Genomic DNA, 23,862 nt, shown 5'->3' on the forward strand with positions numbered 1-23,862 from the left:
AAAAAGACTCGGCTTTAAAAGTCCGAGTCAGGTATTATGGCAACAACATGGTGTTGCACTTCAAATGCTAATCTAAGTAAGAAAAAAGCCTTATTAACTTATAGTAAAGTTACACCGCAAGTGAAGCAACAGGAACAACAACATGACCGATCAAAGCATCGTTATGTCGATCAGGACAGCTATTTTTTACAGCCTTTAGGCATTACCGACAGCAAAGCACAAATTATTCCGAGCATGGCACGAAAATGGAAACAGATTAATAAATTTGTTGAAATTTTTGCAGGTGCTTTGGATAAAATTGATCATCAAGATCAAGCCTTACAAGTGGTCGACTTCGGCTCAGGTAAAGGTTATTTAACCTTTGCACTCTATGATTATTTAGCAAAAAATCAGTTTATTCCTCAGGTTACAGGCGTTGAACTTAATCCTAAAATGGTCGAGTTTTGTCAAAAAGTTGCGACTGAGGCAAATTTCCAACATTTGGATTTTTTCCAAGGTGATGTACGTACTTATGCACCTAAAAAACTAGATGTCATGATTGCGTTACATGCCTGTGATGTTGCAACTGACTTTGCCATTCATACTGGCATTCGTTTAAATGCACAGATGATCATGTGCGCACCTTGTTGTCATAAAGAATTACGTCCTCAGTTAAAAAGTCCGAAAGTACTTGCACCGATGTTGCAATTTGGCATTCATGCAGGGCAACAAGCGGAAATGTTGACGGATACCATTCGTGCATTATTGCTCAATGCTTATGGCTATGACACCAAAGTCTTTGAATTTGTGGCTTTGGAACACACCAGTAAAAATAAAATGATTTTAGCAACCAAACGTAAAAAATTTACTGCGCCCGATGAGGATGTTTTGGCACAGATTGCGGCATTAAAACAGATGTATGGTATTCAACAACAGTCTTTAGAACTTTTACTGAATGACCAATGGGACCAACAAGGGATTGGTTGTAAGTGTTAATGGGATGAAAAAGATGTGTGACTCCATGCATCTTTTATTTAAAAGTTTAATCATGAAATAGTGGAGAGTTGATGTCAGATTATGTCATTCGTAGTGGTTCTTGGGCACTTTTAGCCACTGAGGCGAAAATGGTTCGTACGGATGTTTTTATCCAAGAACAAAATATTGCTGAACATGATGAATGGGATGCTGAAGATGACACCTCTCTACATTTCGTGATGTATGATCAAGAACAAGCCATTGCCACTGCACGATTGCTTAAAAATAACAGCATTGGGCGCGTTGCTGTGCTCAAAAATTACCGAGGACAGGGCATAGGGCAGCAGTTGATGCAGTATATTATTATGGTTGCAGCGACAGAACAGCGTGCTTTTCTAAAACTATCTGCACAGGTTCATGCGATTGGTTTTTACGAAAAATTAGGTTTTCAAGTCAAAGGTGAACGTTATTTAGATTGCGGAATTCCTCATGTTGATATGTTTTTGATGACTTGATGATAAGTTTTAAAATTGACACACTATGCAAAAATTCGAATCTGTTTTTTAAATATGAACAAGGAGAATAGCCGTGATAAAAGCCATTCTTTTTGATTTAGACCAGACTTTATTGGATCGGACGCATTCGCTCAGGCAGTTTATTAATTGGCAAGTTAATTTTTTTCAGCTTGTCCCACAGGCAAAAAAGTCTGAGTTTATTGAAAAATTTATACAATTGGATGCAAATGGTACGGTCTGGAAGGATGTGGTTTATCGGCAATTAATACAAGAATTTGCCATTAAAACATATACCGAACAGTTGCTATTACAGTCTTATATACAAGATTTTAATAAATTTTGTTGCAGCTTCGCAGATGTGGAAAGTGTCATCTTGAAACTACATCAAGCAGGGTATCTCTTAGGTTTAATTTCAAATGGTCAATCGCCATTTCAAGAACATAATTTTCAGGCTTTAGGATTAGCAGAATTTTTTTCGACAGTGTTGGTGTCTGAAGCAGTTGCTTTGCGTAAACCTGATGCGGCAATTTTTCACTTGGCATGTGAAAAACTCAAAGTACAAGCAGAACAGTGTATTTTTATTGGTGATAATGAAAATGCAGATATTCGAGGTGCGAACGCTGTCGGAATGAAAAGCATTTTTTTCAATCCTGACGCCAAGATTGTTTCAGCAGATGCCGATGCAAATTTAAATGACTATGCAAATTTGTGGGAGATTATTCAGAAAATACAATCAAAAGGTTTTATATCTAAAATTGATATAAAACCTAAGTGTTAATGATTATTCATGTGTGTGATGTTCACTTGTTTCATCATGCTGCATATTCTTCATTTCAGCATCAGACATGTGGTGTGAACTTGCTGTTTGATTTTTTTGTTCAGCATTTGCCAAAGCTTCTTGAGACATTACAGGTGCGCTTTTAAAAGAAGTTTGATTGGTTTCTTGCTGCTTACTTGGCATATAATCAGGCTCATTTTGTATGGCAAGATAAAAAATCACAAGAAACAGCACACTTAAAATAAAAGCAACTAAAAGCCCTTTCCAACCTTTTTTTTCATCAGCTACTTTTTGAGACTCAACAGCATTTGACATGGGAGTATTCCAAATTGAAAAAATGAGAATCTATGTAATGTTATAACACAAAAAAGTTTAATCTCCGATATTTTTCATGTAAAAGTCTTAATAAAATTATGGTTATATAAAGTACAAATTAAATATTTAGAGCAAAGAAAAGAGGCACATTTGCCTCTATTTCTCTAAATCGATGGTGTTAAATATCAGTCAATTTTACCACTTGCAGCTTTGTCTTTGAGCATTTGTGGTGCTTTAAAACGTTCGCCATATTTGGCTTCAAGTTCATTGGCACGAGCTAAGGCTTTGTCTAAACCGTATTGATTTAAGAACTGAATTGCACCTCCTGTCCACGGTGCAAAACCGATGCCAAAAATCGAACCGATGTTGGCATCGACTACTGACTCCAATACGTTTTCTTCGTAGCAACGTAAAGTATCGAGTGACTGAACAAACAAAATACGGTCAATCATTTCTTGTTCAGAAATATCAACGTCTTTTTTCCAATGACTTAACCCATCCCAAAGATGTTTTTTACCGCCTTCTGGATAATCATAGAAACCTGCGCCTGCCGCTTTACCTTTACGGTTAAACTCATGGATCATGGTTTTCAAGACATCTTCAGAAGGAGAGTGTGGCAAGTCTTTGCCTTCCGCTTGGAGTGCCTTACGGGTTTCATTGGTGACATGCTCAGATAATGTCAATGCAACTTCATCTTGAATGGCAAGTGGACCAACAGGCATACCTGCTTTAAGTGCTGCCATTTCAATACGTGCAGGATGTACACCTTCAGCAAGTAAGTGTAGACCTTCATTGACAAATGTACCGAAGACTCGACTGGTGAAGAAGCCACGGCTGTCATTGACCACGATTGGCGTTTTGCCAATTTGCTGAACGTAATCGTAGGCTTTGGCCAATGTTTCAGCAGAGGTATTTTTCCCTTTGATGATTTCAACCAATTGCATTTTGTCGACTGGGCTAAAGAAGTGTAAACCGATAAAGTTTTTATCGTCTTTAGACGCTTTTGCTAGACCTGTAATTGGCAATGTCGAGGTATTTGAAGCAAATATACCACTATCCGCGAGGAAAGCTTCCACTTCTTGGGTGACTTTGGCTTTAAGTTCTTGATTCTCAAAAACAGCTTCAATGATCAAATCACAGCCTTGTAGATCGGCTGCATCAGCAGTTGCAGTGATTAGGCTTAAGACTTGGTCACGTTTCTCAGCAGTCATACGGCCTTGTGAAACTTTTTTGTCCAAAAGTTTTTGGCTATATGCTTTGCCTTTTTCTGCATTTTCAACAGAAACGTCTTTGAGTACCACAGCAATGCCTTTGGTCGCCGTTGAGTAAGCAATACCTGCCCCCATCATCCCTGCACCCAATACACCGACTTTAGTCGCTTGCCATTTTGCGACATCTTTCGGACGGCTCGCACCTGCTTTAATAGCATTTAGACCATGCCAAAACGTACCGATCATGTTTTTCGCCACTTGACCTGTTGCAAGGTAAGTGAAATAACGTGATTCGATGGTGAGCGCTGTATCAACATCGACCTGAGCACCTTCAACCGCTGCTGCCATGATCGCTTCAGGCGCAGGGTAGCAACCTTTGGTTTTGTCACGCAGCATTGCAGGGGCAATCGCAAGAATCTGTGCCACCGCAGGTGTTTTAGGATCACCACCTGGGATTTTATAGCCTTTTACATCAAATGGTTGTTGTGATTTTGGATTGGCTTTGACCCATGCGATGGATTTTTCCATCAACTCATCAAGTGAGTCCGCAGTGTCATGAATCAGACCTAAAGATTTGGCTTTATCGACACCAAATTGTTTGCCTTCCATGAGGAATGGGAATGCATTTTGTAGACCCAACAGGCGTACCATACGCACGATGCCGCCACCGCCTGGGAGTAAACCTAAGGTCACTTCCGGCAGACCGAACTTAGACTTAGGGTCATTCAAGGCAATACGGGCGTGACAGCCAAGCGCGATTTCCCACCCCCCACCAAGCGCTGTGCCATTGAGTGCTGCAACCACAGGTACACCTAAAGTTTCGATATAACGCAGTTCTTTTTTCATTAGCTCAACCACAGCCATGAATTCTTTGGCATCTTGAGGGCGTGCCTGAATTAAATCATCCAAATCACCGCCCGCAAAAAAGGTTTTTTTCGCAGAACGGAAAATGATGCCTGTAATGCCTGATTCAGCTTTTAATTTTTCAACTGTTTCAGTGAGTGCTTTTTGAAAGTCAGCATTCATGGTGTTTGCAGATTGATTCGGAGAGTCTAAAGTCAGAATAACAATGCCGTCCGCATTTTTTTCGTATTGAATTGCGCTCATTCTTATTCTCCTTATACCAACTCAATAATGGTCGCAATACCCATGCCACCACCCACACACAATGTCGCTAAACCACGTTTTTTACCTTGACGCTCAAGCTCATCAAGTAAAGTTCCTAAAATCATCGCCCCTGTTGCACCCAATGGATGCCCCATGGCAATTGCACCACCATTCACATTGACTTTTTCAGCAGGAACATTCAGCTCATTCATAAAGCGCATGACTACCGATGCAAATGCTTCATTCACTTCAAACAAATCGATATCATCAATACTTAAGCCAGCTTTTGCCAATGCTTTACGTGCAGCAGGTGCAGGACCAGTCAACATAATGGTTGGATCTGTTCCCACGAGCGCAGTCGCCAAAACTTTGGCACGTGGTTTTAAGCCTTGTTCTTTGACTGCTTTTTCAGAAGCAAGAAGCACAACCGCAGCACCATCGACAATACCTGATGAATTTCCTGCATGATGTACGTGATTGATTTTTTGTGCTTCAGGATATTGCTGTAATGCGACTGCATCAAAGCCCATGCTGCCCATCATTTCAAAGCTTGGATTGAGTTTTGCCAAGCCTTCAGCAGTGGTGGTTGGTTTGATAAATTCGTCTTTATCTAAGATCACCACCCCCGCTTTATCTTTTACAGCCACAATAGACTTGTCAAAATGACCCGCCGCTTGTGCCGCAGCCGCTTTGCGCTGTGAGTTTGCCGCAAATTCATCAACATCTGTACGACTATAGCCATCTAAAGTCGCGATCAAGTCTGCACCAATGCCTTGTGGCACAAATTTAGACTTTAGGTTGGTTTCAGGATCAAGTGCCCAAGGTCCGCCATCGGAACCCATTGGAATACGAGACATAGACTCGACACCACCTGCAACAACCACATCTTCCCAGCCTGAACGGACTTTTTGTGCTGCCATGTTGACCGCTTCAAGACCTGATGCACAGAAACGGTTGATCTGCACACCTGCGACATCATTGTCCCAACCTGCGGCAATTGCGGCAGTTTTAGCAATATCACCGCCTTGGTCAGCGATTGGGGTAACGCATCCCAGTACGATATCATCTACTTTTGAAGTATCTAGATGGTGACGGTCTTTTAATTCATTGAGTAATGTTGTGAGCAAAGTAATGGGTTTCACACTGTAGAGTGAACCATCTTTCTTTCCTTTTCCGCGTGGTGTGCGAATGGCATCAATGATATAAGCCTCGCTCATAGCTATTCCTTTTTATGACTTCTAAAATTGTTATGTGTTTTGAGTGTACTTTATAAGCTTGATAGTGCAATGACGAGAACGGGAAAGTCAATTGATAGTTTTGGTCAATTGAATTCAAAGAAAAAATATACAATGAACCTTGTAAGACATTGTATTCTAATCCTGCAAGTGAATTGTTTTGTTCAAAATATTACATGTGATGAGATTTGAATGAGTTTAAGAATGAATTTTAAAGTCTCTGTGAAATGGATTTTATATCTTGTTTCAATAAGCTTATTGGGCGTGCTTTTATTATTGGTTTTTTATGTTTGGATGATCTACGGTACTCATACTTCTGATGAGGGGCAGAGCAGTCTCGCCTGTGAATATGATCAAAATTTTCAAGTGACCAAGGCAGAAATGATGACCATTCAAAATGGTAAAAGAGTGATCTCTAAAGCAGATCCATTATTGTGTGAAAAAGATCGAAATAATTTTTAATGAAATAAAAACCTGATTTATATCAGGCTTTTATTTGAAAATATTATTGTATTAATGATAACCATGCAACTGACGGTATAAACCAGGAGTGACACCTGTCCATTTCTTAAATGCACGGTGGAATGTTGAGGTTTCACTAAAGCCAACTTGTTGAGCAACATCTTCCAAAGTTAAATCAGGATTTAACAATAAATGAATGGCAGCATCACGGCGTAAAGCATCCTTCACGCCTTGATAACTTTTACCTTCAGCCGCTAAACGACGACGTAAGGTTTGCGGTGACAAATACAACATCGACGCTACATCATTTAAGGTTGGCATTTCTTCACCAATTTGGCTCTTTAACACTTCGCGAATACGTGAAGTAAGCGAGTTGGTGTTTTTGAATTTGACCAAAAGTTGTGCAGGGGCAGCTTTTAAGAATTCTTCTAATGATGCTTCATCTTGACGAATTGGCAGATCTAAATAATCCGCAGCAAAGGTAATTTCAGTGCGCGGCATGTCAAATTGCATCACTGGCGCAAAGAATAACGCATCGTATTCATCTGCATGATTTGGACGCGGATAACCAAAATGTACACGTTCTAACGGAATACGACGTTCAATGAGCCATGATGCCAAACCATGCCAAATCATGAGCATACTTTCAGTAATAAAATGATCAGGATCCATCGTTTTTGGTATTAATGGAACTAAACGCGCTTCGTGTTTATCACGTTCAACTGCAACAGACCATTCATCGCCAAATAGCTTATAAAACTGTGAAGAAAGTTCTAAAGCATCACCTAAGGTCTTGGCATGAATGATCAATTGACACATGATCGCGAAAGAACCCAAGCGTCGTGGCTGAATATCAAAGCCGACGTGTTCATCTTGTGTCACCATCCAAAGCATTTTCACAAAACGAGTGTATTGCTCAGGTGAAATTCTCGCTTTGGGTTGACGCAATAATTCTGCTTCAATTCCGACATGTGATAATAATGTTTCGACATCCATGCCTAGGCGTTTAACACCTGTGAGGGCTGCATTCACGAAATGGATACTGATCGTATCACGACTCATGTTAAATCCTTCTGATTCTTTGATGTTCACTAGCGATTGACCTAATACACTCTAAAAAATGTTGGATTGGCGATTTACAACAGTGCGAATTGCCTTTTTACATCTTAAATTGCCGAAATGATCAAGGTAAATGGCTGAACATGACATTGTTATGTTAGTTTTATATTTCTAATATGAGATATAAATCAACCCAAATTTGGTAAAAACTATTATGACAACTGCTTTAAAAGGATTGAAAGTACTCGATTTTTCCACATTATTACCAGGACCATTTGCCACTATGTACCTTGCGGATATGGGTGCAGAAGTGATTCATATTGAATCACCAACACGTCCTGACTTGGTTCGTTTGTTTCCTCCGTATGCCAATGGGCAAGCCACTTCCCACAGTTATTTAAACCGAAATAAACAATCTGTGGCACTTGATCTGAAAGATCCAAAAAATATTGAATTGATCAAACAAAAAATTTCTGACTTTGACATCGTGGTGGAACAATTTCGCCCAGGAGTGATGCAACGTTTAGGTTTGGACTATGCAACTTTGGCGGAAATTAACCCGAAATTGATCTATTGCTCAATCACAGGGTATGGGCAAACAGGTGCCTATAAAGATAAAGCGGGTCATGACATTAACTACGTGTCTTTGTCGGGTATTGCAGGGCATAGTGGGCGTCAAGACAGTGGGCCGCCTCCAATGGGGATTCAAATTGCTGATGTCGCGGGTGGTTCTTTACATGCAGTGATTGGGATTTTGGCTGCTGTGACTGAACGCCATCAAAGTGGTTTGGGACAGTACATTGATATTTCCATGACTGATTGTGTGGTCAGTATGAATAATATGGCAGCAGCTGCAAGTTTGGCAGGAGGTCAGCCTCAAAAAGCTGAAAATGAGCAGCTGAATGGTGGCACTTTCTATGATTATTATCGTACTCAAGACGGTCGTTATCTTTCAGTGGGAAGCTTAGAGCCGCAGTTTATGAATGGTTTGGCAGCTACTTTGGAATTACCGATTATTTTGCAAAAAGGTGCGTCTTTTGATGCAGAAGACCGTCAAGCGGTTAAACAGGCGATTCAGGAAAAAATTCTCAGTAAAACATGGGCTGAATGGAATGAAATCTTTGGGCAGTTGGACTTTTGTGTAGAGCCTGTATTGAGCTTACATGAAGCTTTAAGCTCGCCATTGGCACAGCAAAGAAATTGGGTCGTGAACGTCCCCCTAAAAGCCCATGCAGAACAAGCAGAACCCCAACTTGCTTGTCCAATTAAATTTTCTCGTTCTCAGATGCGTTATGATTATATTGGTCAAGAACTCGGTGAAGGACAATGGTAAAGCGATGTATATTTCAACAGAGTACAGATAAATAAAATTACAAAGCAGGTATTTTGTTAACAAATTAGATGATTTGTAAACCAATAAATTCAAGTAGTCTTTAAGGTCACGAGGAGATTACTTTTTTCGTTCAATATTTGAGTATATAAAAATAAGTAGATGTTTTTTAAGGTTTTACAAGGTTGTGTTGTGGCTATTTAATCTCTTGATTGTTTTGTTTTATTTTCAATTGATGATAATTTATTGTTTTAATGTGTAGTGTTTTTATTAAAAATATTATCACTTTGTATTAATGTGAGAGTATTATGAATAATTAATTGCAGTTTTGTTATAAAGGTCACTGAATATGAAAAAAATGCGTGATTGTTTATATTGGGCTGTGAGCCTTTTATCTTTAAATAGTGTTTTTCAATCTACTTATGCAGCTGATGCTTTTGATGCAAATAGCCAATGGATGTTTGGCGATTGGAATGGAAAACGAACACAATTACAGCAACAAGGTTATGATTTTAACTTTGGCTATACGGGGGAAATAGCAACCTTGTTGCATGCAAAACAAGCCTCTAGTCACCGTACGGAATATGCAGATCAATTTGCCATTGGTTCACATCTTGATTTGGAAAAAATCTTAGGTTGGCAAGATACCGAAGCACAAATCACAGTCACACAGCGCAACGGTCGCTCACTTTCACAAAACTCTGATGCATTGGCAGGACATTTAAGTTCAAGCCAAGAAGTGTGGGGGCGTGAACAAACATGGCGTTTGACTGATTTCTGGATTAAAAAGAAATTTTTAGATCAAAAACTCGATATTAAAGTCGGTCGTTTTGGCGAAGGTGAAGATTTTAATCGCTTTGATTGTGATTTCCAAAACCTTGCACTTTGTGGTTCTCAAGTTGGCAACTGGGTTGGAGATCAATGGTATAACTGGCCCGTGAGTCAGTGGGCGGCGCGGGTCAAATACAACTTACAGCCAGACCTCTATGCACAAGTGGGGGTCTATGAATATAACCCTGAAAATCTTGAACGAGGCAAAGGGTGGAACTTAAGTACAGATGGCTCGCATGGTGCAATTATTCCTGCTGAAGTGGTGTGGACACCGAAAGTAGGTACACAGAAACTTGATGGTGAATATCGAGCAGGTTATTACTACAGCACTGCCGATGCACAAAACATTAACCATCCTGAGCAAACATCGCATAAACAAGGGATGTGGGTGGTTGCTAAGCAACAACTTACCGCTCATCAAGATGACCCACATCGTGGTTTGACGGGTTTTGTCAATGTCACTGTGCACGACTCAGACACCAATACGGTCGGCAATATGCAAAATATTGGCTTGGTCTATAAAGGTGCTTTTGATGCACGGCCTCAAGATGAAATTGCTGTAGGTCTTGCTCGAATTCGTATCAATGATGATGTTAATCATCATCAAGAACGTCCACAAAATGAAGAATACGATGCAGAGATTTATTACGGTATCCATGCAGCCAACTGGCTGACGATTCGTCCGAATGTGCAATATATCCGCCATGTGGGGGCATATAAGAACGGCGAAAATGCGTGGGTGGGTGGCATTAAGTTACAAACCGCATTCTAGTTTTTAGATTGTGAATACGGATAGGTCAAATACGATGTAATGAGTATTTGATTTTTCTTTTGATCATTATTGGTATTTAGAATCTAGAAATTTATCCATGAACACCATAATTCTTGAGAAAGAAATATGGAACATATTTAACAGATTCAAAGCATAGAGGTCGTCAATATGAGTACTCCGTCTTCAGGATCAGTGCTAAAAACCATTGCAGCAGTGATTGCTGCAATTTTTGGTTTGGTACTACTGATTGGAGGAATTTATCTTGCAGTGCTCGGTGGTTCTTGGTACTACATCATTGCAGGTTTATTTTTCCTTATTACCGCAATTTTATTACAAAAATTAAAAAGTTCCGCTTTAATTGTTTATGCAGTTCTAGTGTTAGGTACCGTGGTCTGGGGCTTGTGGGAAGTCGGTTCTGACTTCTTTGCGCTTGCACCACGTTTAGATATTTTAGGCTTATTTGGTCTATTCTTACTCATTCCTGCAGTAACACGCGGTTTTGCCAATAGCAAAGGTGCAAAAGTTGCATTAACAGGTTCATTGGCAATCACCATTGCCGTGATGATTTATTCTATTTTTAATGATCCACAAGAAATCCGTGGCACTTTAACCAGTCAACAACCTGCAACTGCACAAGCGATTGCAGGCATTGCAGAGGGTGACTGGCCGGCGTATGGTCGTACCCAATCTGGTTTACGCTATTCACCTTTGACGCAAATTAATGCTGACAATGTGAAAGACCTCAAAGTGGCTTGGACATACAACACAGGTGATTTCAAAACAGACCATGACTCAGGTGAAACCACCAATCAGGTCACTCCAATTAAAGTGGGTGACAATATGTACATTTGTACGACGCACCAAAAGTTGGTGGCTTTAGACCCTGCAACCGGCAAAGCAAAATGGACGTTTGATCCTAAGCTTAAAGCGGACAATACCTTCCAACATTTGACCTGTCGTGGTGTGTCATATTTCGATGCCAACAATACCGTGGGTTTTGAAGCGAGTTTGGCTGCGAAAAAAACGACTTCTGAACAATGTCCACAAAAAGTCATTTTACCTGTCAATGATGGTCGTTTAGTTGCGATCAATGCGACAACAGGTAAGCCATGTACAGACTTCGGTCATAATGGTGAGGTTGATCTACAAAAAGATATGCCATTCCCATATCCGGGTGGCTATATTCCGACTTCTCCACCTGTGGTCACAGGAACCACTATTATCATCGCAGGTTCAACCACAGATAATTACTCTACAGAAGAACCATCAGGCGTGATCCGTGGTTATGACGTGAATACAGGTGAATTGCTTTGGGTATTTGATACGGGTGCAGAAGATCCAAATAAAATCCCAGCGCCAGGTCAAAAATATGTCCAAAACTCACCAAACGCTTGGGCACCATTAGCATACGATGCAACACTTGATATTGTTTATGTACCTACAGGTGTCGGTACGCCCGATATTTGGGGTGGAAACCGTACTAAATTGCATGAGCGTTATGCAAACTCAATGTTAGCCATTAATGCAACAACAGGTAAATTGGTGTGGAACTTCCAAACTACCCATCATGATTTATGGGATATGGATGTACCCTCACAACCTACACTTGCAGATATTCAAGACAAATCGGGTCAAACGGTACCTGCCATTTATGTGTTAACCAAAACAGGCAATGCTTTTGTTTTAGACCGTCGTACAGGTAAAGCAGTTGTTCCAATCACTGAAAAACCTGTGCCACAAACTGTTAAACGTGGTCCACAAACCAAAGGGGAACATTATTCAGCAACGCAACCATTTTCTGATTTTGATCTCGCGCCAAAAGACAAATTAACCGACAAACAAATGTGGGGGGCTACCATGTTTGACCAGTTGATGTGTCGTGTGTCATTCCATAAGCTGAACTATGAAGGGATTTACACACCACCTTCTGAAAATGGGACGCTCGTATTCCCAGGTAACTTAGGGGTATTTGAATGGGGCGGGATGTCTGTTAACCCAGACCGTCAAATCGCAGTCATGAACCCGATTGGTTTGCCATTTGTGACCAAACTCATTCCTGCTGACCCGAACCGTAAACAAACCGCAAAAGGTGCGGGTACGGAAGCAGGTGTGCAGCCGATGTATGGTGTGCCTTATGGCGTTGAAATTAGTCCATTTTTATCGCCATTTGGTTTGCCATGTAAACAACCTGCTTGGGGCTATGTAGCGGGTGTAGATTTGAAAACTCATGATATTGCATGGAAGCGCCGTATTGGTACGATCCGTGACAGTTTACCGGGTATTCCATTACCACCATTTAAAATGGGTGTGCCAATGCTCGGTGGCTCAATTTCAACAGCAGGTAACTTAATGTTTGTTGGTGGTACGCAAGATAATTATATTCGTGCGATCAATGTGACAAATGGTGATGAGTTGTGGAAAGGTCGCTTACCTGCTGGTGGGCAAGCAACGCCAATGACCTATGAGTCAAACGGTAAACAGTATGTGGTGATCATGGCCGGTGGTCATGGCTCATTTGGTACGAAAATGGGTGATGCTTTAGTGGCTTATGCCTTACCTGATCCAAAATAATAGATGCAATTTGATAGGTTAAATTGAAATAAAAAGTCTGATTCGTCAGGCTTTTTTTATTGTGTGTCTATGTCGCTATAAAATGTTGAGAAAGATTGTGTATTGAATAGAAAATGAGTAATAATCAAAATCTAGACTAAAGTCTAAGAATTTTTAAAACGAAGGATTGGGTTAAAAATGGATTTAATACAGGCGAATGGATTACCTCGTTATGGGCGTTTCACCACTTTACCCACTTCTATTAATATTGATCGTTATATTTATAAAACCCCTTATGGAAAAACCTTAAAAGGTTGGCGTAAAAAATTAAAATATAAGAAATTTAAATTTTGTAGTATTCAGCATGAACACTACAGTATCGGCTTTGCAATTGTCGATATCGGGTGGGCTGGACATGCTTTTATTTATATCTATGATCATGCAAATGATGACGTTTTAGAATGGAATGCGAATAATATTTTAGGACATCATACATCGGTTGATGAACAACCTCTTTACAATCAAAGCTTATTTAAAAAATCGCCTTTTCAAATCGAGATGCAACATGCCAATGGTGTGCGATATATCAATATCACTAAACATGGCGATGAAAAACTCAAAGCACGTATTTTTTGCGCTGCTACAGATCCTTTAAGTTTATGTAGTCCGACAGGAATTAATGGCTGGACTTATACACAAAAGCTCACGACTTTGGGAGTAGAAGGTTTTTTCATCAATAAGCAGAATGAAAAGATATATTTCAATGAAAAAAGCTTCGCATCTTTGGATGATACGTGTGGGTTTTTGCGTCCTGAAACAGCATGGTTTTGGTTATCCTGCAATTTTTGGGATCAACAAGGTCAACGTGTGGGTTTAAATCTTGCTTCAGGTGTCAATGAAAGTTTTGGCAATGAAAATTGTCTTTGGGTGAATGGTGTATTATACCCTTTGAGTGATGTGCTATTTGAAAAAGTATCCGACCAACATTGGACGATTCGATCATTAGATGAAAAATTAAAGCTTGAAGTGCTGATTGGTTGGCGCCGTTTTGAAAATTTAAATCTACGTTTAGTTGGTAGCCAGTTTAGTCAGTGGCAATCTAAAATTAGCGGCACAATTGCAACTGAAACAGGTGGAATTATTTATTTAAATCAAGAGTATGGTATGTTGGAGCAGCATTATGCCAAGTGGTGATCGGGCTTGTTTTAGGTTTTTAAAATAATTTAAAATTGTACATAAAAAACGACATAAGAGAACATTCATGCTTATGTCGGGGAAAGTATTTTGAAATACAGGCTTTTATTTAAAAGTGGCTTATAAAGCCGCTTGCCAAAATGCTTCACCAGCTGCAATAGGGTCATTGCTTTGCGCTAAAGTGTCAACCCACACGTGATATTGCGCAATAATTGGATGCTGACTTGGATGAAAATCCTTTTTGTACCAATCCATATAGGGTTTACGCATACGAGTAAACACACCTTGTTTACCAAATAACCATGGCATACCTGTGAGTGCGAGTTTTAGACGTTGGGTGCGACTAAAACCATCATGTGCCAACATGACATTAGCACGATATGTGGTGAAGCCCATCATTGCAACAGTGGTTAACGCTAAGGTAAATTTTCTTAAATATTCAGGTACTTCTCCGACTTGTTGCATGACATCAAATGCCACATCACGATGTTCCATTTCCTCAATTGCATGCCATGCAAATAATGCTCGTACATAGGGATGCGCATCGCTTAAGGTTGATTTATGGCTATAAAAAGTATCTGCCATCAATGCCGTTAAATGTTCCGCTGCTGCTGTCATGGCAATATTGTATTGTGGAGAGCGATTTTTCAGTTCAGATTTAAACAGGCGTTGTAAAAAGTTGATGAATTGATCAAGTGGCATGCCTTGTTTCCGCATTTCTTCATTCATTTTTTCATGGGCAATACCATGTTGTGCTTCTTGACGAATAAAATCTGCAACACGTTTTTGCAAGTCGGGATCTGTAATTTTGTCGCGAAATAAGCGCACACATTCGATAAAATAACGCTCGCCATCAGGAAAAGTCAGGCTGAGTGCATCAAACATACGTGTTTTAAATGGGTCGCCACCGAACCAAAAGCGCGGAACTTCATCTAATTTAAAATTGAGTTTGCTTCTGACCACGGGATCGACTTGATATTGAACTAAAGCATTCATTTTATTTTACTCACATTGCTTTCATGTTTTGAGTATGTCGTGCTTCGTCTAGTTTGTTTTGACAGTTATTGCCAATTTTTATACATTTTACGACAAAGTAAAAATCCATCATGTCAGACTGCATGATAAAAAAGTGAGCAATGCCATGCAAGAATTAAAAATACCCAATGGTTATTATCACCTTTGGCAAACTTATTTGAATGTACAAGGTTTAGAGATTCTAAGCCTGCCATTTTTGCCTGAAGAACAACTTAAATTAAAACAAGTCTTGAACCAAGCGATAGATGCTCAAAGTTCTTATGGCTTCTTTATGCAAATTATTGAAAAAACAAAAAAAGAACTGGATTGTCCACATTTAGCCTTTGAAATGGCACAGCATGTGCGAGCAGAACATTTTGGCGTATTAGGTTATATGGCGACACGTAGCAATAGTATTGCTGAAGCTTTACAGTACATTTTGCGTTTTAGTCGTTTAGTGATTGATGGTGATGAAATTAAACCGATGCAAATGCTGCAAACAGGGCAAAATATTCATTTGTTTTGGCCTTTTTTACATGAAAAATATTGTTTTATTAATGAGTTGACCAATGCCTTAATGGTACATTTAGCACGTAAAATGATGCCGCTAGAGTTATTCCCCTTGTTATGTGTCAATTTTGCTCATGCACCTCAAATGGCGATTTATCATTATCAAAAGTTTTATGCTTGCGAGGTGAATTTTAATCAACCTGAATACAGTTTTGTACTGAGTTTGGATGCTTTAAATTTAAAAATTGAAGATGCAGACCCCTCTTTGACGCAGTTGTTGGTTCGGCAAGCAGAGGAAGCGATAGCCTCTAAAGCTCGTTTCGACAATATTGTGCAATATTGTCATCAATGGGTTGCTGACGATTTAAGGCAGCATGAACATGCGCCTAAAATTGAAGATCTTGCAATACATTTGAATATTTCAGTGCGTACTTTACAACGTCAATTAAGTGATTTGGATTGTTCTTTTAAGAAGATTTTAGAAGTTGAACGTATGAAACGTTGTGAGCAATTATTATTGGATAATGCCAATCTGACAGAAATCGCCATGCGTTTGGGGTATTCTGACCAATCTGCTTTGGCGAGAGCATATAAAGCCTTTAGTGGGCAGACTTTATTACAAAAGAAACAACAATTGAAAGAATAAAACCCAGATGAGTATAAGGAAAAATATGAATACTTGGCATGAACAACATTTAGCAGAAGTCAGCCAATTGATTTTTGATGAATTATTTAAAAAATTCCATGGTAGGTAGATGAATGAAGTTAAAAAACCTCTTTGCAGTTGACAAAGAGGTTTTTAATTTGCTGTACTTTTCTCAGTTAAGCTGTTTTTAACTTTGGAATTCTAAAAATAATCGCGATAATCGCAAATATCGCCAAAATCCAACAATAATAAATTGAGCCAATTAACTCAATAGGTGACAGTTTTGCAATAGAACATGCCAACAAAAGCTGTGCACCGTAAGGAATAATGCCTTGTACCACACAGGAAAAAATGTCCATTAATGCTGCGGCACGTTTAGGATCAACCCCATATTCGTGGGCAACTTCACGTGCCATATCGCCTGACAAAATAATCGCAACAGTATTATTTGCGACAAATAAATTGGAAAAGATCACCAAAAAACTGATGCCAATTTCACCTGCACGTTGTTTTCCCACTTTAAAACAACGCGTTATGGCATAAATACGTTGAATCAACCATTGCAAACCACCTTCTTTTTGCATGATGGCAGATAGGCCACCTAAGAACATGGACAATAATGCAACTTCAAACATACCCACAAAGCCGTCATAAATGGCATTATTAAATTTTAAAATTTCAAAATTTGGTTGTGCAACTAAACCGATGATACCCGACAACACGATGCCGATGGTGAGAACGGCAAGCACATGTAAACGGGTAAATGCCAAAGAGAAGACAGCTAAATACGGGAGCATTAACCAAATGTCATATTCTTTATATTCAATATGCTGCGATGCTTGAGTATTTAAAATATAAATCAGAATGGTGAGGATTGCCGCAGGCAGTGCAATCCATACATTGACCCGAAACTTATCTCGCAATTCAACATTCAAACTACGTGTTGCTGCAATGGTAGTGTCTGAAATCATGGACAAGTTATCGCCAAACATAGCACCACTCACCACAGCACCAATGGCATAAATAGGCTGAATGTCCGTTGCTTGTGAAAAACCAAAAGCAATGGGAGCACAGGCAGCAATAGTGCCCATTGAGGTTCCCATTGCTGTGGCAATAAATGCTGAAATGACAAACAGCATCGGTAAGACAAACTCAGGTGAGATGATCGATAAACCAAATTGTACGGTTGCATCGACACTGCCAATAGCACTCGAAACACTGGCAAATGCACCAGCGAGCATAAATACCATAAACATCAAAATCAGATTAGGGTGGCTTGCTCCTTTTAAAAACGCATCAATCGCTGTGTTGATTTTTCCACGATAAATTAAAATTGCTAAAATAATCGCAGGAAGTGCGGCGACAGGGGCTTTCATTTGATAAAAAGCGAACGCAGTGCCAATGATTGAGTGGTAAATACCACTGCCTAAAAATATGGCTAAAAATACAATAAGTGGCAGTAGCGCAAGCCCACGAGCTTGCACTTTACTGTGTGTGGGAGTGGTCATATTCAAAAAATAAAAAACATTAGCCGCTATAGTATAAACAGCTTTTGCAATTTCTTAAAAATTAAAATGTATACCGTTTTATACTGTTTATGATGCTATTTAAATGATTTATTTTAAATTTTTATATTTAATTGCGAATTTTAAAAAAGCGAAAAATAGGTAGCTTTGATCATTGTTCAAAAAACATAAATAGCGCTAAATGTATGCCATAGGTTGTTCGTTATTTTGTATTAAGATGAGATAACATTGTGCTACTGAGTTACTCTATTCAATGAGTAAAAAATAGCGTTACAATGCAAAGTCTTGTATTTATACAAAATCAACTCCTCAAGTTTAACAATTCAAGGAATGTACAACTCTATGTCACGTCTAGCCACCCGATTTGCACAGCTTAAATCACAACAGCGTAAAGCATTGGTTTCTTATGTTATGGCGGGTGATCCTCAACCACATGTAACAGTACCCTTGTTACATCAAATGGTTGAAGCGGGCGTAGATGTTGTTGAACTCGGATTACCATTTTCCGACCCAATGGCAGATGGACCAGTGATTGCACTTGCCGCAGAGCGTGCTTTAGCGGCAGGAACAAATACCCTTGATGCTTTGAATATGGTCAAAGAATTTCGTCAAAAAGACACAACAACACCTGTGGTTTTAATGGGGTATTTAAATCCTGTTGAAGTCATCGGGTATGAAAAATTTGTGGCTTATGCGAATGACTGTGGTGTGGATGGTGTACTTTTAGTGGATTTACCACCAGAAGAAGCAGCAGATTTTGATGCCGTATTACAAAAATACAGTATGGATCAAATTTTCTTGCTTGCACCTACGTCAACAGATGAACGTATTCAACGTGTAGTAAAACAAGCGAGTGGCTTTATTTATTATGTGTCATTAAAAGGGGTGACTGGTGCAGCGACACTCGATACCACAGAAGTTGCAACACGTATTCAAAAAATCAAAACCGTGACAGATATTCCTGTTGGTGTGGGTTTTGGGATCAGTGATGCAGCTTCTGCTAAAGCGGTTGGACAGGTTGCCGATGCGGTCATTGTGGGAAGTGCATTTGTCAAACCATTTGCAAACTTAGCACCCGAACAAGCTGCTGAACAAGCAGTGAATAAAGTCAAGGAGCTTCGAGCAGCGCTCGATGAGTTAGTATGAATCAAGAAGTGAAATCAGGGAAAATTCTCAGCCCAGTGACGCCGTGGACTGAACGTTCGATTCCAGGCATTCATTTGCCTGATCAACAACAAACACTCAAAGCAACATTTACAGAACCAACGATTGAGTGCCCTGAGTGTCATGCTTTAGTGACTCGTACAGCGATGTCGTTTAACGCCTACGTATGTCCATCGTGTGATGAACATTTAAAAATGAAGGCACGTGATCGCTTAAATTGGTTTTTTGACAATGTGACTGCGGAACTTGGTCAAGAATTTGTTGCCAAAGATCCATTACATTTTGTTGACAGTAAAGCTTATCCCGACCGTATGAAAGAAGCGCAGGATAAAACAGGTGAGTCAGAAGCACTTGTGGTGATGCAAGGTCAGCTAAAAAATATTCCTCTAGTGGCATGTGCCTTTGAATTTGACTTCATGGGTGGTTCAATGGGTACCGTGGTCGGTGATCGTTTTGTGCAGGCTGCTGAAAAAGCGATTGCTGCCAAACAACCATTGATCTGTTTTGCAGCTTCTGGTGGTGCGCGTATGCAAGAAGGCATGTTGTCTTTGATGCAAATGGCACGTACTTCTGCTGCGATCCAAAAAATGAAAGATGCACATCTTCCGTATATTGTGGTATTAACCCATCCAGTATATGGCGGTGTTACCGCATCATTGGCTATGTTAGGTGATGTGCATATTGCAGAACCGAAAGCGATGATTGGTTTCGCAGGTAAGCGTGTCATTGAACAAACTGTACGTGAAAAATTGGAAGAACCATTCCAACGTGCAGAATTCTTGCTTGATCATGGTGTGGTCGATCAAATTGTTCATCGTCATGCATTACGTGATACTGTATATCGCATCGTAGCGAAACTGATGAACTTGCCTTGAACAACATTGCTCCATTAAATACTGATAGTTTACAAACATGGCTCAATTATTGGAGCCATGTTCACGTTACAGGGATTGATTTAGGCTTAGAACGGGTCATTCCTGTCGCAGAAGCATTGGGTGTAACCAAGCCCAATGCCAAAGTTTTTACGGTTGCAGGAACCAATGGTAAAGGTTCAACCACTACGACCTTGGCTGCGATTCTGAATGCACAAGGTTTTAATGTTGGACTGTACCAATCCCCACATATTTATCGTTTTAATGAGCGCGTCAAATTAGCAGGACTAGAAGTTTCTGATCAGACCTTGATTGATGCATTTGTCTTAGTTGATGCAGCACGTCGTCAGTGTGATCTCAGTTTATCTTTTTTTGAAGCAACCACTTTGGCTGCTTTTGTCATTTTTAAGCAAATGAATTGTGATGTTTGGGTGCTTGAAGTTGGACTTGGTGGTCGTTTAGATGTGGTGAATGTCATCGACCCTGATGTTGCGGTTATTACCAATATTGGGCTTGACCATACCGATTGGCTCGGTGATACCATTGAAAAGATTGCTTTTGAAAAAGCAGGAATTATTCGTCCAAATATTCCTGTGGTTTTTGGTGGTTTACAGCAGCTCCCACTTGCCATTAAAACAAAAGCACAACAGTGTCAGGCAAAATTACATGTTGTGAATCAAGATTATTTCTATGATTATGCAGCAGATGGTCAAACGTGGAACTTTGCCACATCAGGTTTAACGCTAAAACTGCCGCTTGGTCAGCTTGCATTGGAAAATATTTCTACAGCCGTTGCCGCGATTTTACTCAGTGATTTAACCGTGACACAACACGCGATTGCACAAGGTATTTTGCAGGCACGTTTACAAGGTCGTTTTGAAGTTGAAACGATTCATCATAAAACCCAAGATAAAATTGTCATTTTTGATGCAGGACATAATCCGCACGGTGTTGAATTTTTGTTAAAGCAATTGCGAAAATTCATGGAATACAATAAACAGTACACAGAAGTTGTCACTGTTTTTTCAATGTTGACTGATAAAGATATAGAAACCGTCGTCAAGTTATTGAAAAACACTGTATTAAAGTGGAAAATTGCGCCATTGACTGTGCCTCGTGCGGCATCGATGGATCAATTAAGATCGGCTTTGCAGGATGAAACAGTTGAACAGTTTGAAAATGTACAAGCTGCCTTTTTATCAGCGCTTGAAGAAACAAAAAATAATCAACTGATTTTGGTATGTGGTTCATTCCATACCTTAGAAGCGGTCTGGGAGTATTTAGAAGAATGTCAATGAATAACAAGCAACGCTGGATGGGTGGTGTTGTTTTATTAGGTGGTGGTGTTTTATTAGCGGCATTGCTTCTAAAAGGTAAAGATGAAATTTATCAAGATCAGACGCCACCGCCTCCTGCTGCTCATGTCCAACAAAACGGTAAACCTGCACCCGCTGAGGAGACTGTACAATTACAGCCACTCACGGTTGATGTGGCAACTGAAAAACGTTTGCTTGAAGAACAGCGCCGTTCACGTGAAAAAGCAGTCGCTGAGCAAGAAGCAAAAGCAGCTGAATTTTTACGTATGCAACAACAAGCTGAAGCGGATGCTGCACGTAAAGCAGCGGAAGAATATGCTGCTGCTAATTCACGCCGTAAATCTGCACAAGAAAGTTCAGACAATATTCCACCTGAGTTGAATGTAGACGATAAAACCAAAGCACAACAAAAAGCAGATGCAGATAAAAAATTACAACAACAAAAAGCAGAAGCAGAAAAAAAGCGAGCTGAGCAGAAGCGTCAAGCTACCGCAGAAGCAGATAAAAAAGCCACTGAAGCACAAAAGAAAGCTGCTGAGGAGAAAAAACAACGTCTAGAAGAGCAGCGCAAAGCGGATGAGAAAAAGGCTGCTGAAGAAAAAAAACGTAAGCTAGAAGAGCAGCGCAAAGCAGATGAGAAAAAAGCTGCTGATGAGAAAAAACGTAAAGCTGAGGAAGCCAAGAAAAAGGCAGAAGCTGATAAAGCCCGTAACTTATTAGAAAATGGCGATAAGCAATGGATGGTACAAGTGGCGTTGGCGGCAAACGAAGCGAATGCTGATGCGGTTGCTGCAAAATTACGTGCCAAAGGTTATAAAGTAACCAAGAGCCCAACATCAAAAGGAATCCGTATTATGGTTGGGCCTGCTAAAGACCGTGAAACTGCGGATAGTACACGTAAGAAGATCAATTCAGATGCAAGCTTAGGAATGAAATCTGCGTGGGTGATTGATTGGGTTCCTTTAGATCGCCGTTAAGTAAAATGAGAGAAGGGGGATAGTGCTTTAACATAACCCCATACATTAACTTATGTTGTTTACATCGATGGATTCGTGAGTTGATCACGGATCCATTTTATATTTTCAGGGCTAAACTGTTTGTCGATATTGACCCAAATCGGGTGAAAGCCATAACCACCATGCTTCATTTCGTTTAAAGCATCGTCAGTTGACCAATTTTCAAAAATAATGCGGTACATCGCAATACTTGCACCTGTACGGTCAGAACCATGATAACAATGAATCAATACTTTCTGATTTTGCTGTTGCGCTGTTTGAATGTTTTGCATCACTTTGAGTAAATCGTATTTATCCAATGCCCATGTATGAATCGGAATATGGATCAGTTTTAAATTTTTTCCTGCCAACGTTATACGGTCTTGATCACGACTGCGTAAATTAATGACCACATCAATTTGATGCTTTTTAAGCAGAGGGATCAGTTGAGCATTGGGTTGTTCACTGCGAAATACAGTGTCACTCATTTGATAAAAATTAGAAGACTTTTGGATTAAATCTCCCCACTGTTGTGGACGGTGTTGTTGTGGCAGTGCTGATGAGGTGATACACCCTGTCATCATGCTAGAGGTGAGTAAAATAGCTAAAAAATGTAATTTCATAAAATAGAATAACGCTGTAATTCAAAAGGATCATGTGCACACACGAGTTCAATGTGCGGTTCATTCTGTGCCAATGTTTGAATGGCTTTTAAGCTATGTAGGCGTTGTTGATTATTCAATGCAAAGAGACGTTCCATTAAATTTAACCCCAAAGCGTTATACTGTGGATTAAGTTGCAAGTGTGAATAATAAGCATCACCACAGAACAGTAGCCATCGATCTTTCTGACGAATAGCAATACCACAATGTCCTGCTGTATGCCCAAGCAGGGGAATCATCAAGATTTCATCTTTAAATATATTAAAACCTTGCACGCGATTAAAATTAAACCAAGGCTCACCTGCTTCATGTTCTAAAAAATGCCAATAAGCATGATGTTTGAATTGTTGTGGGCGATAGCGCAATTTATTTTTACCTGACAAACATTGTGTGGCATTCAATTCATTCGACAGAATATGTACTGTTGCATTAGGGAAGTCACTTATTCCACCTGCATGGTCAAAGTCTAAATGACTCAGCAAAATATGCCGAACATCACTCGGCTGAAAACCCAATTTTTGAATTTGGTGAAAAGCTGACAAAGTCGGATCAGTTATGAGTGCACTCATTGTATAGATCAGCTTGCCTAAGCGTTGTTGAGGATGTAAATAGTCTTGTAACCCTAACCCTGTATCGACTAACACCAAACCACGATCGGTTTCAATCAACAGGCAATGACAGACTAAATTGGCTTTTAAACCTTTTTGCCCAAACAAGGGTGCACATAAAGGACACAGACTGCCACAGTGTAAATGGTGAATGCTATAGATCATCAGCGCTAATTTTAAATTTTTCTAAATCATTTATATCTTATTTTGAAGTCAGAACCAATGCTTATAAAATA

Annotated in this window: 19 protein-coding genes and 2 pseudogenes; 13 read left to right on the forward strand and 8 right to left on the reverse strand. The window is 39.8% G+C overall.

Annotation, left to right across the window (positions count from 1 at the left end):
• Positions 1-75 precede the first annotated feature (75 nt).
• From HX129_RS16040 to HX129_RS16050, 3 genes and pseudogenes are all read left to right on the forward strand, one after another.
• Positions 76-975, forward strand: a pseudogene (locus tag HX129_RS16040) (class I SAM-dependent methyltransferase); the annotation flags it as partial.
• Between the two features lie 71 nt (positions 976-1,046).
• Positions 1,047-1,469, forward strand: a complete 423-nt coding sequence (locus HX129_RS16045) for a GNAT family N-acetyltransferase (RefSeq protein WP_130075013.1) — start codon at positions 1,047-1,049, stop codon at positions 1,467-1,469.
• 73 nt (positions 1,470-1,542) lie between these two features.
• Complete coding sequence (locus tag HX129_RS16050) at positions 1,543-2,247, forward strand: HAD family hydrolase (protein ID WP_502872653.1); 705 nt, start codon at positions 1,543-1,545, stop codon at positions 2,245-2,247.
• Positions 2,248-2,417: 170 nt separating this feature from the next.
• On the opposite strand, the pseudogene HX129_RS17805 reads toward HX129_RS16050, so the two are convergent.
• From HX129_RS17805 to HX129_RS16065, 3 genes and pseudogenes are all read right to left on the reverse strand, one after another.
• Positions 2,418-2,562: pseudogene (locus HX129_RS17805) on the reverse strand (hypothetical protein); the annotation flags it as partial.
• A 185-nt stretch (positions 2,563-2,747) separates the two neighbouring features.
• The gene (locus tag HX129_RS16060; RefSeq protein ID WP_286436335.1) at positions 2,748-4,880 is read right to left on the reverse strand and encodes a 3-hydroxyacyl-CoA dehydrogenase NAD-binding domain-containing protein; all 2,133 of its coding nucleotides are present in this window, start codon (positions 4,878-4,880) and stop codon (positions 2,748-2,750) included.
• 11 nt (positions 4,881-4,891) lie between these two features.
• A complete protein-coding gene (locus HX129_RS16065) occupies positions 4,892-6,097 on the reverse strand; it encodes an acetyl-CoA C-acetyltransferase (protein WP_130075017.1) in 1,206 nt (401 codons plus the stop codon).
• Between the two features lie 222 nt (positions 6,098-6,319).
• Between HX129_RS16065 and HX129_RS16070 the strand changes: the two genes are divergently transcribed.
• Positions 6,320-6,577: a hypothetical protein gene (locus HX129_RS16070; protein WP_180045637.1), complete on the forward strand. Its 258-nt coding sequence runs from the start codon at positions 6,320-6,322 to the stop codon at positions 6,575-6,577.
• Between the two features lie 51 nt (positions 6,578-6,628).
• Here the strand turns inward: HX129_RS16070 and HX129_RS16075 are convergent, their stop codons facing one another.
• A complete protein-coding gene (locus HX129_RS16075; RefSeq protein ID WP_130075019.1) occupies positions 6,629-7,639 on the reverse strand; it encodes an AraC family transcriptional regulator in 1,011 nt (336 codons plus the stop codon).
• A 211-nt stretch (positions 7,640-7,850) separates the two neighbouring features.
• Here HX129_RS16075 and HX129_RS16080 point away from each other — a divergent pair, with 211 nt between their 5' ends.
• From HX129_RS16080 to HX129_RS16095, 4 genes are all read left to right on the forward strand, one after another.
• Entirely contained in the window at positions 7,851-8,969 is a 1,119-nt protein-coding gene (locus HX129_RS16080) for a CaiB/BaiF CoA transferase family protein (protein WP_286435034.1), read from the forward strand.
• 355 nt (positions 8,970-9,324) lie between these two features.
• On the forward strand, positions 9,325-10,569 hold the full coding sequence (locus HX129_RS16085; RefSeq protein ID WP_286435045.1) for a carbohydrate porin: 1,245 nt from the start codon (positions 9,325-9,327) through the stop codon (positions 10,567-10,569).
• Between the two features lie 168 nt (positions 10,570-10,737).
• Positions 10,738-13,140: a glucose/quinate/shikimate family membrane-bound PQQ-dependent dehydrogenase gene (locus HX129_RS16090; RefSeq protein ID WP_286436336.1), complete on the forward strand. Its 2,403-nt coding sequence runs from the start codon at positions 10,738-10,740 to the stop codon at positions 13,138-13,140.
• A 177-nt stretch (positions 13,141-13,317) separates the two neighbouring features.
• Complete coding sequence (locus HX129_RS16095) at positions 13,318-14,313, forward strand: DUF2804 domain-containing protein (RefSeq protein WP_286435036.1); 996 nt, start codon at positions 13,318-13,320, stop codon at positions 14,311-14,313.
• A gap of 120 nt (positions 14,314-14,433) precedes the next feature.
• Here the strand turns inward: HX129_RS16095 and HX129_RS16100 are convergent, their stop codons facing one another.
• Positions 14,434-15,309 (reverse strand): metal-dependent hydrolase, encoded by an 876-nt coding sequence (locus tag HX129_RS16100; RefSeq protein WP_286435037.1) that lies wholly within the window; start codon positions 15,307-15,309, stop codon positions 14,434-14,436.
• A 145-nt stretch (positions 15,310-15,454) separates the two neighbouring features.
• On the opposite strand from HX129_RS16100, the gene HX129_RS16105 reads away from it, so the two are divergent.
• The gene (locus HX129_RS16105; RefSeq protein WP_286435038.1) at positions 15,455-16,483 is read left to right on the forward strand and encodes an AraC family transcriptional regulator; all 1,029 of its coding nucleotides are present in this window, start codon (positions 15,455-15,457) and stop codon (positions 16,481-16,483) included.
• Positions 16,484-16,659: 176 nt separating this feature from the next.
• On the opposite strand, the gene HX129_RS16110 is transcribed toward HX129_RS16105, so the two are convergent.
• Entirely contained in the window at positions 16,660-17,991 is a 1,332-nt protein-coding gene (locus HX129_RS16110) for a Na+/H+ antiporter NhaC family protein (RefSeq protein WP_130075026.1), read from the reverse strand.
• 360 nt (positions 17,992-18,351) lie between these two features.
• On the opposite strand from HX129_RS16110, the gene trpA reads away from it, so the two are divergent.
• From trpA to HX129_RS16130, 4 genes are read left to right on the forward strand one after another with little or no spacing between them, the layout of a single operon-like run.
• Positions 18,352-19,155, forward strand: a complete 804-nt coding sequence (gene trpA / locus HX129_RS16115; protein WP_174493658.1) for a tryptophan synthase subunit alpha — start codon at positions 18,352-18,354, stop codon at positions 19,153-19,155.
• Positions 19,152-20,048 carry an acetyl-CoA carboxylase, carboxyltransferase subunit beta gene (gene accD / locus HX129_RS16120; protein ID WP_130075028.1) on the forward strand — a complete coding sequence of 299 codons (897 nt, stop codon included), beginning with the start codon at positions 19,152-19,154 and terminating at the stop codon, positions 20,046-20,048. The genes trpA and accD overlap by 4 nt, the downstream gene beginning before the upstream one ends.
• The gene (gene folC / locus HX129_RS16125) at positions 20,045-21,343 is read left to right on the forward strand and encodes a bifunctional tetrahydrofolate synthase/dihydrofolate synthase (protein WP_286435039.1); all 1,299 of its coding nucleotides are present in this window, start codon (positions 20,045-20,047) and stop codon (positions 21,341-21,343) included. The genes accD and folC overlap by 4 nt, the downstream gene beginning before the upstream one ends.
• Positions 21,334-22,338: an SPOR domain-containing protein gene (locus HX129_RS16130; protein WP_130075030.1), complete on the forward strand. Its 1,005-nt coding sequence runs from the start codon at positions 21,334-21,336 to the stop codon at positions 22,336-22,338. The genes folC and HX129_RS16130 overlap by 10 nt, the downstream gene beginning before the upstream one ends.
• Positions 22,339-22,397: 59 nt before the next feature.
• On the opposite strand, the gene HX129_RS16135 is transcribed toward HX129_RS16130, so the two are convergent.
• Both HX129_RS16135 and HX129_RS16140 read right to left on the reverse strand, forming a co-directional pair.
• Positions 22,398-22,979: a dual specificity protein phosphatase family protein gene (locus HX129_RS16135; RefSeq protein ID WP_286435040.1), complete on the reverse strand. Its 582-nt coding sequence runs from the start codon at positions 22,977-22,979 to the stop codon at positions 22,398-22,400.
• The gene (locus HX129_RS16140) at positions 22,976-23,791 is read right to left on the reverse strand and encodes an MBL fold metallo-hydrolase (protein ID WP_286435041.1); all 816 of its coding nucleotides are present in this window, start codon (positions 23,789-23,791) and stop codon (positions 22,976-22,978) included. Before HX129_RS16140 ends, HX129_RS16135 begins: the two co-directional genes overlap by 4 nt.
• Positions 23,792-23,862: the final 71 nt, after the last annotated feature.

Source organism: Acinetobacter sp. 251-1 (genome assembly GCF_030329305.1).
In the GTDB taxonomy this organism is placed as follows: domain Bacteria; phylum Pseudomonadota; class Gammaproteobacteria; order Pseudomonadales; family Moraxellaceae; genus Acinetobacter; species Acinetobacter piscicola_A.

Bases quoted from the DNA above. Each gene is read 5' to 3' on its own strand.
- HX129_RS16045 (WP_130075013.1), top strand. From the start codon at position 1,047: ATGTCAGATTATGTCATTCGTAGTGGTTCTTGGGCACTTTTAGCCACT.
- HX129_RS16060 (WP_286436335.1), bottom strand. From the start codon at position 4,880: ATGAGCGCAATTCAATACGAAAAAAATGCGGACGGCATTGTTATTCTG.
- HX129_RS16065 (WP_130075017.1), bottom strand. From the start codon at position 6,097: ATGAGCGAGGCTTATATCATTGATGCCATTCGCACACCACGCGGAAAA.
- HX129_RS16070 (WP_180045637.1), top strand. From the start codon at position 6,320: ATGAATTTTAAAGTCTCTGTGAAATGGATTTTATATCTTGTTTCAATA.
- HX129_RS16075 (WP_130075019.1), bottom strand. From the start codon at position 7,639: ATGAGTCGTGATACGATCAGTATCCATTTCGTGAATGCAGCCCTCACA.
- HX129_RS16080 (WP_286435034.1), top strand. From the start codon at position 7,851: ATGACAACTGCTTTAAAAGGATTGAAAGTACTCGATTTTTCCACATTA.
- HX129_RS16085 (WP_286435045.1), top strand. From the start codon at position 9,325: ATGCGTGATTGTTTATATTGGGCTGTGAGCCTTTTATCTTTAAATAGT.
- HX129_RS16090 (WP_286436336.1), top strand. From the start codon at position 10,738: ATGAGTACTCCGTCTTCAGGATCAGTGCTAAAAACCATTGCAGCAGTG.
- HX129_RS16095 (WP_286435036.1), top strand. From the start codon at position 13,318: ATGGATTTAATACAGGCGAATGGATTACCTCGTTATGGGCGTTTCACC.
- HX129_RS16100 (WP_286435037.1), bottom strand. From the start codon at position 15,309: ATGAATGCTTTAGTTCAATATCAAGTCGATCCCGTGGTCAGAAGCAAA.
- HX129_RS16105 (WP_286435038.1), top strand. From the start codon at position 15,455: ATGCAAGAATTAAAAATACCCAATGGTTATTATCACCTTTGGCAAACT.
- HX129_RS16110 (WP_130075026.1), bottom strand. From the start codon at position 17,991: ATGACCACTCCCACACACAGTAAAGTGCAAGCTCGTGGGCTTGCGCTA.
- trpA (WP_174493658.1), top strand. From the start codon at position 18,352: ATGTCACGTCTAGCCACCCGATTTGCACAGCTTAAATCACAACAGCGT.
- accD (WP_130075028.1), top strand. From the start codon at position 19,152: ATGAATCAAGAAGTGAAATCAGGGAAAATTCTCAGCCCAGTGACGCCG.
- HX129_RS16130 (WP_130075030.1), top strand. From the start codon at position 21,334: ATGTCAATGAATAACAAGCAACGCTGGATGGGTGGTGTTGTTTTATTA.
- HX129_RS16135 (WP_286435040.1), bottom strand. From the start codon at position 22,979: ATGAAATTACATTTTTTAGCTATTTTACTCACCTCTAGCATGATGACA.
- HX129_RS16140 (WP_286435041.1), bottom strand. From the start codon at position 23,791: ATGATCTATAGCATTCACCATTTACACTGTGGCAGTCTGTGTCCTTTA.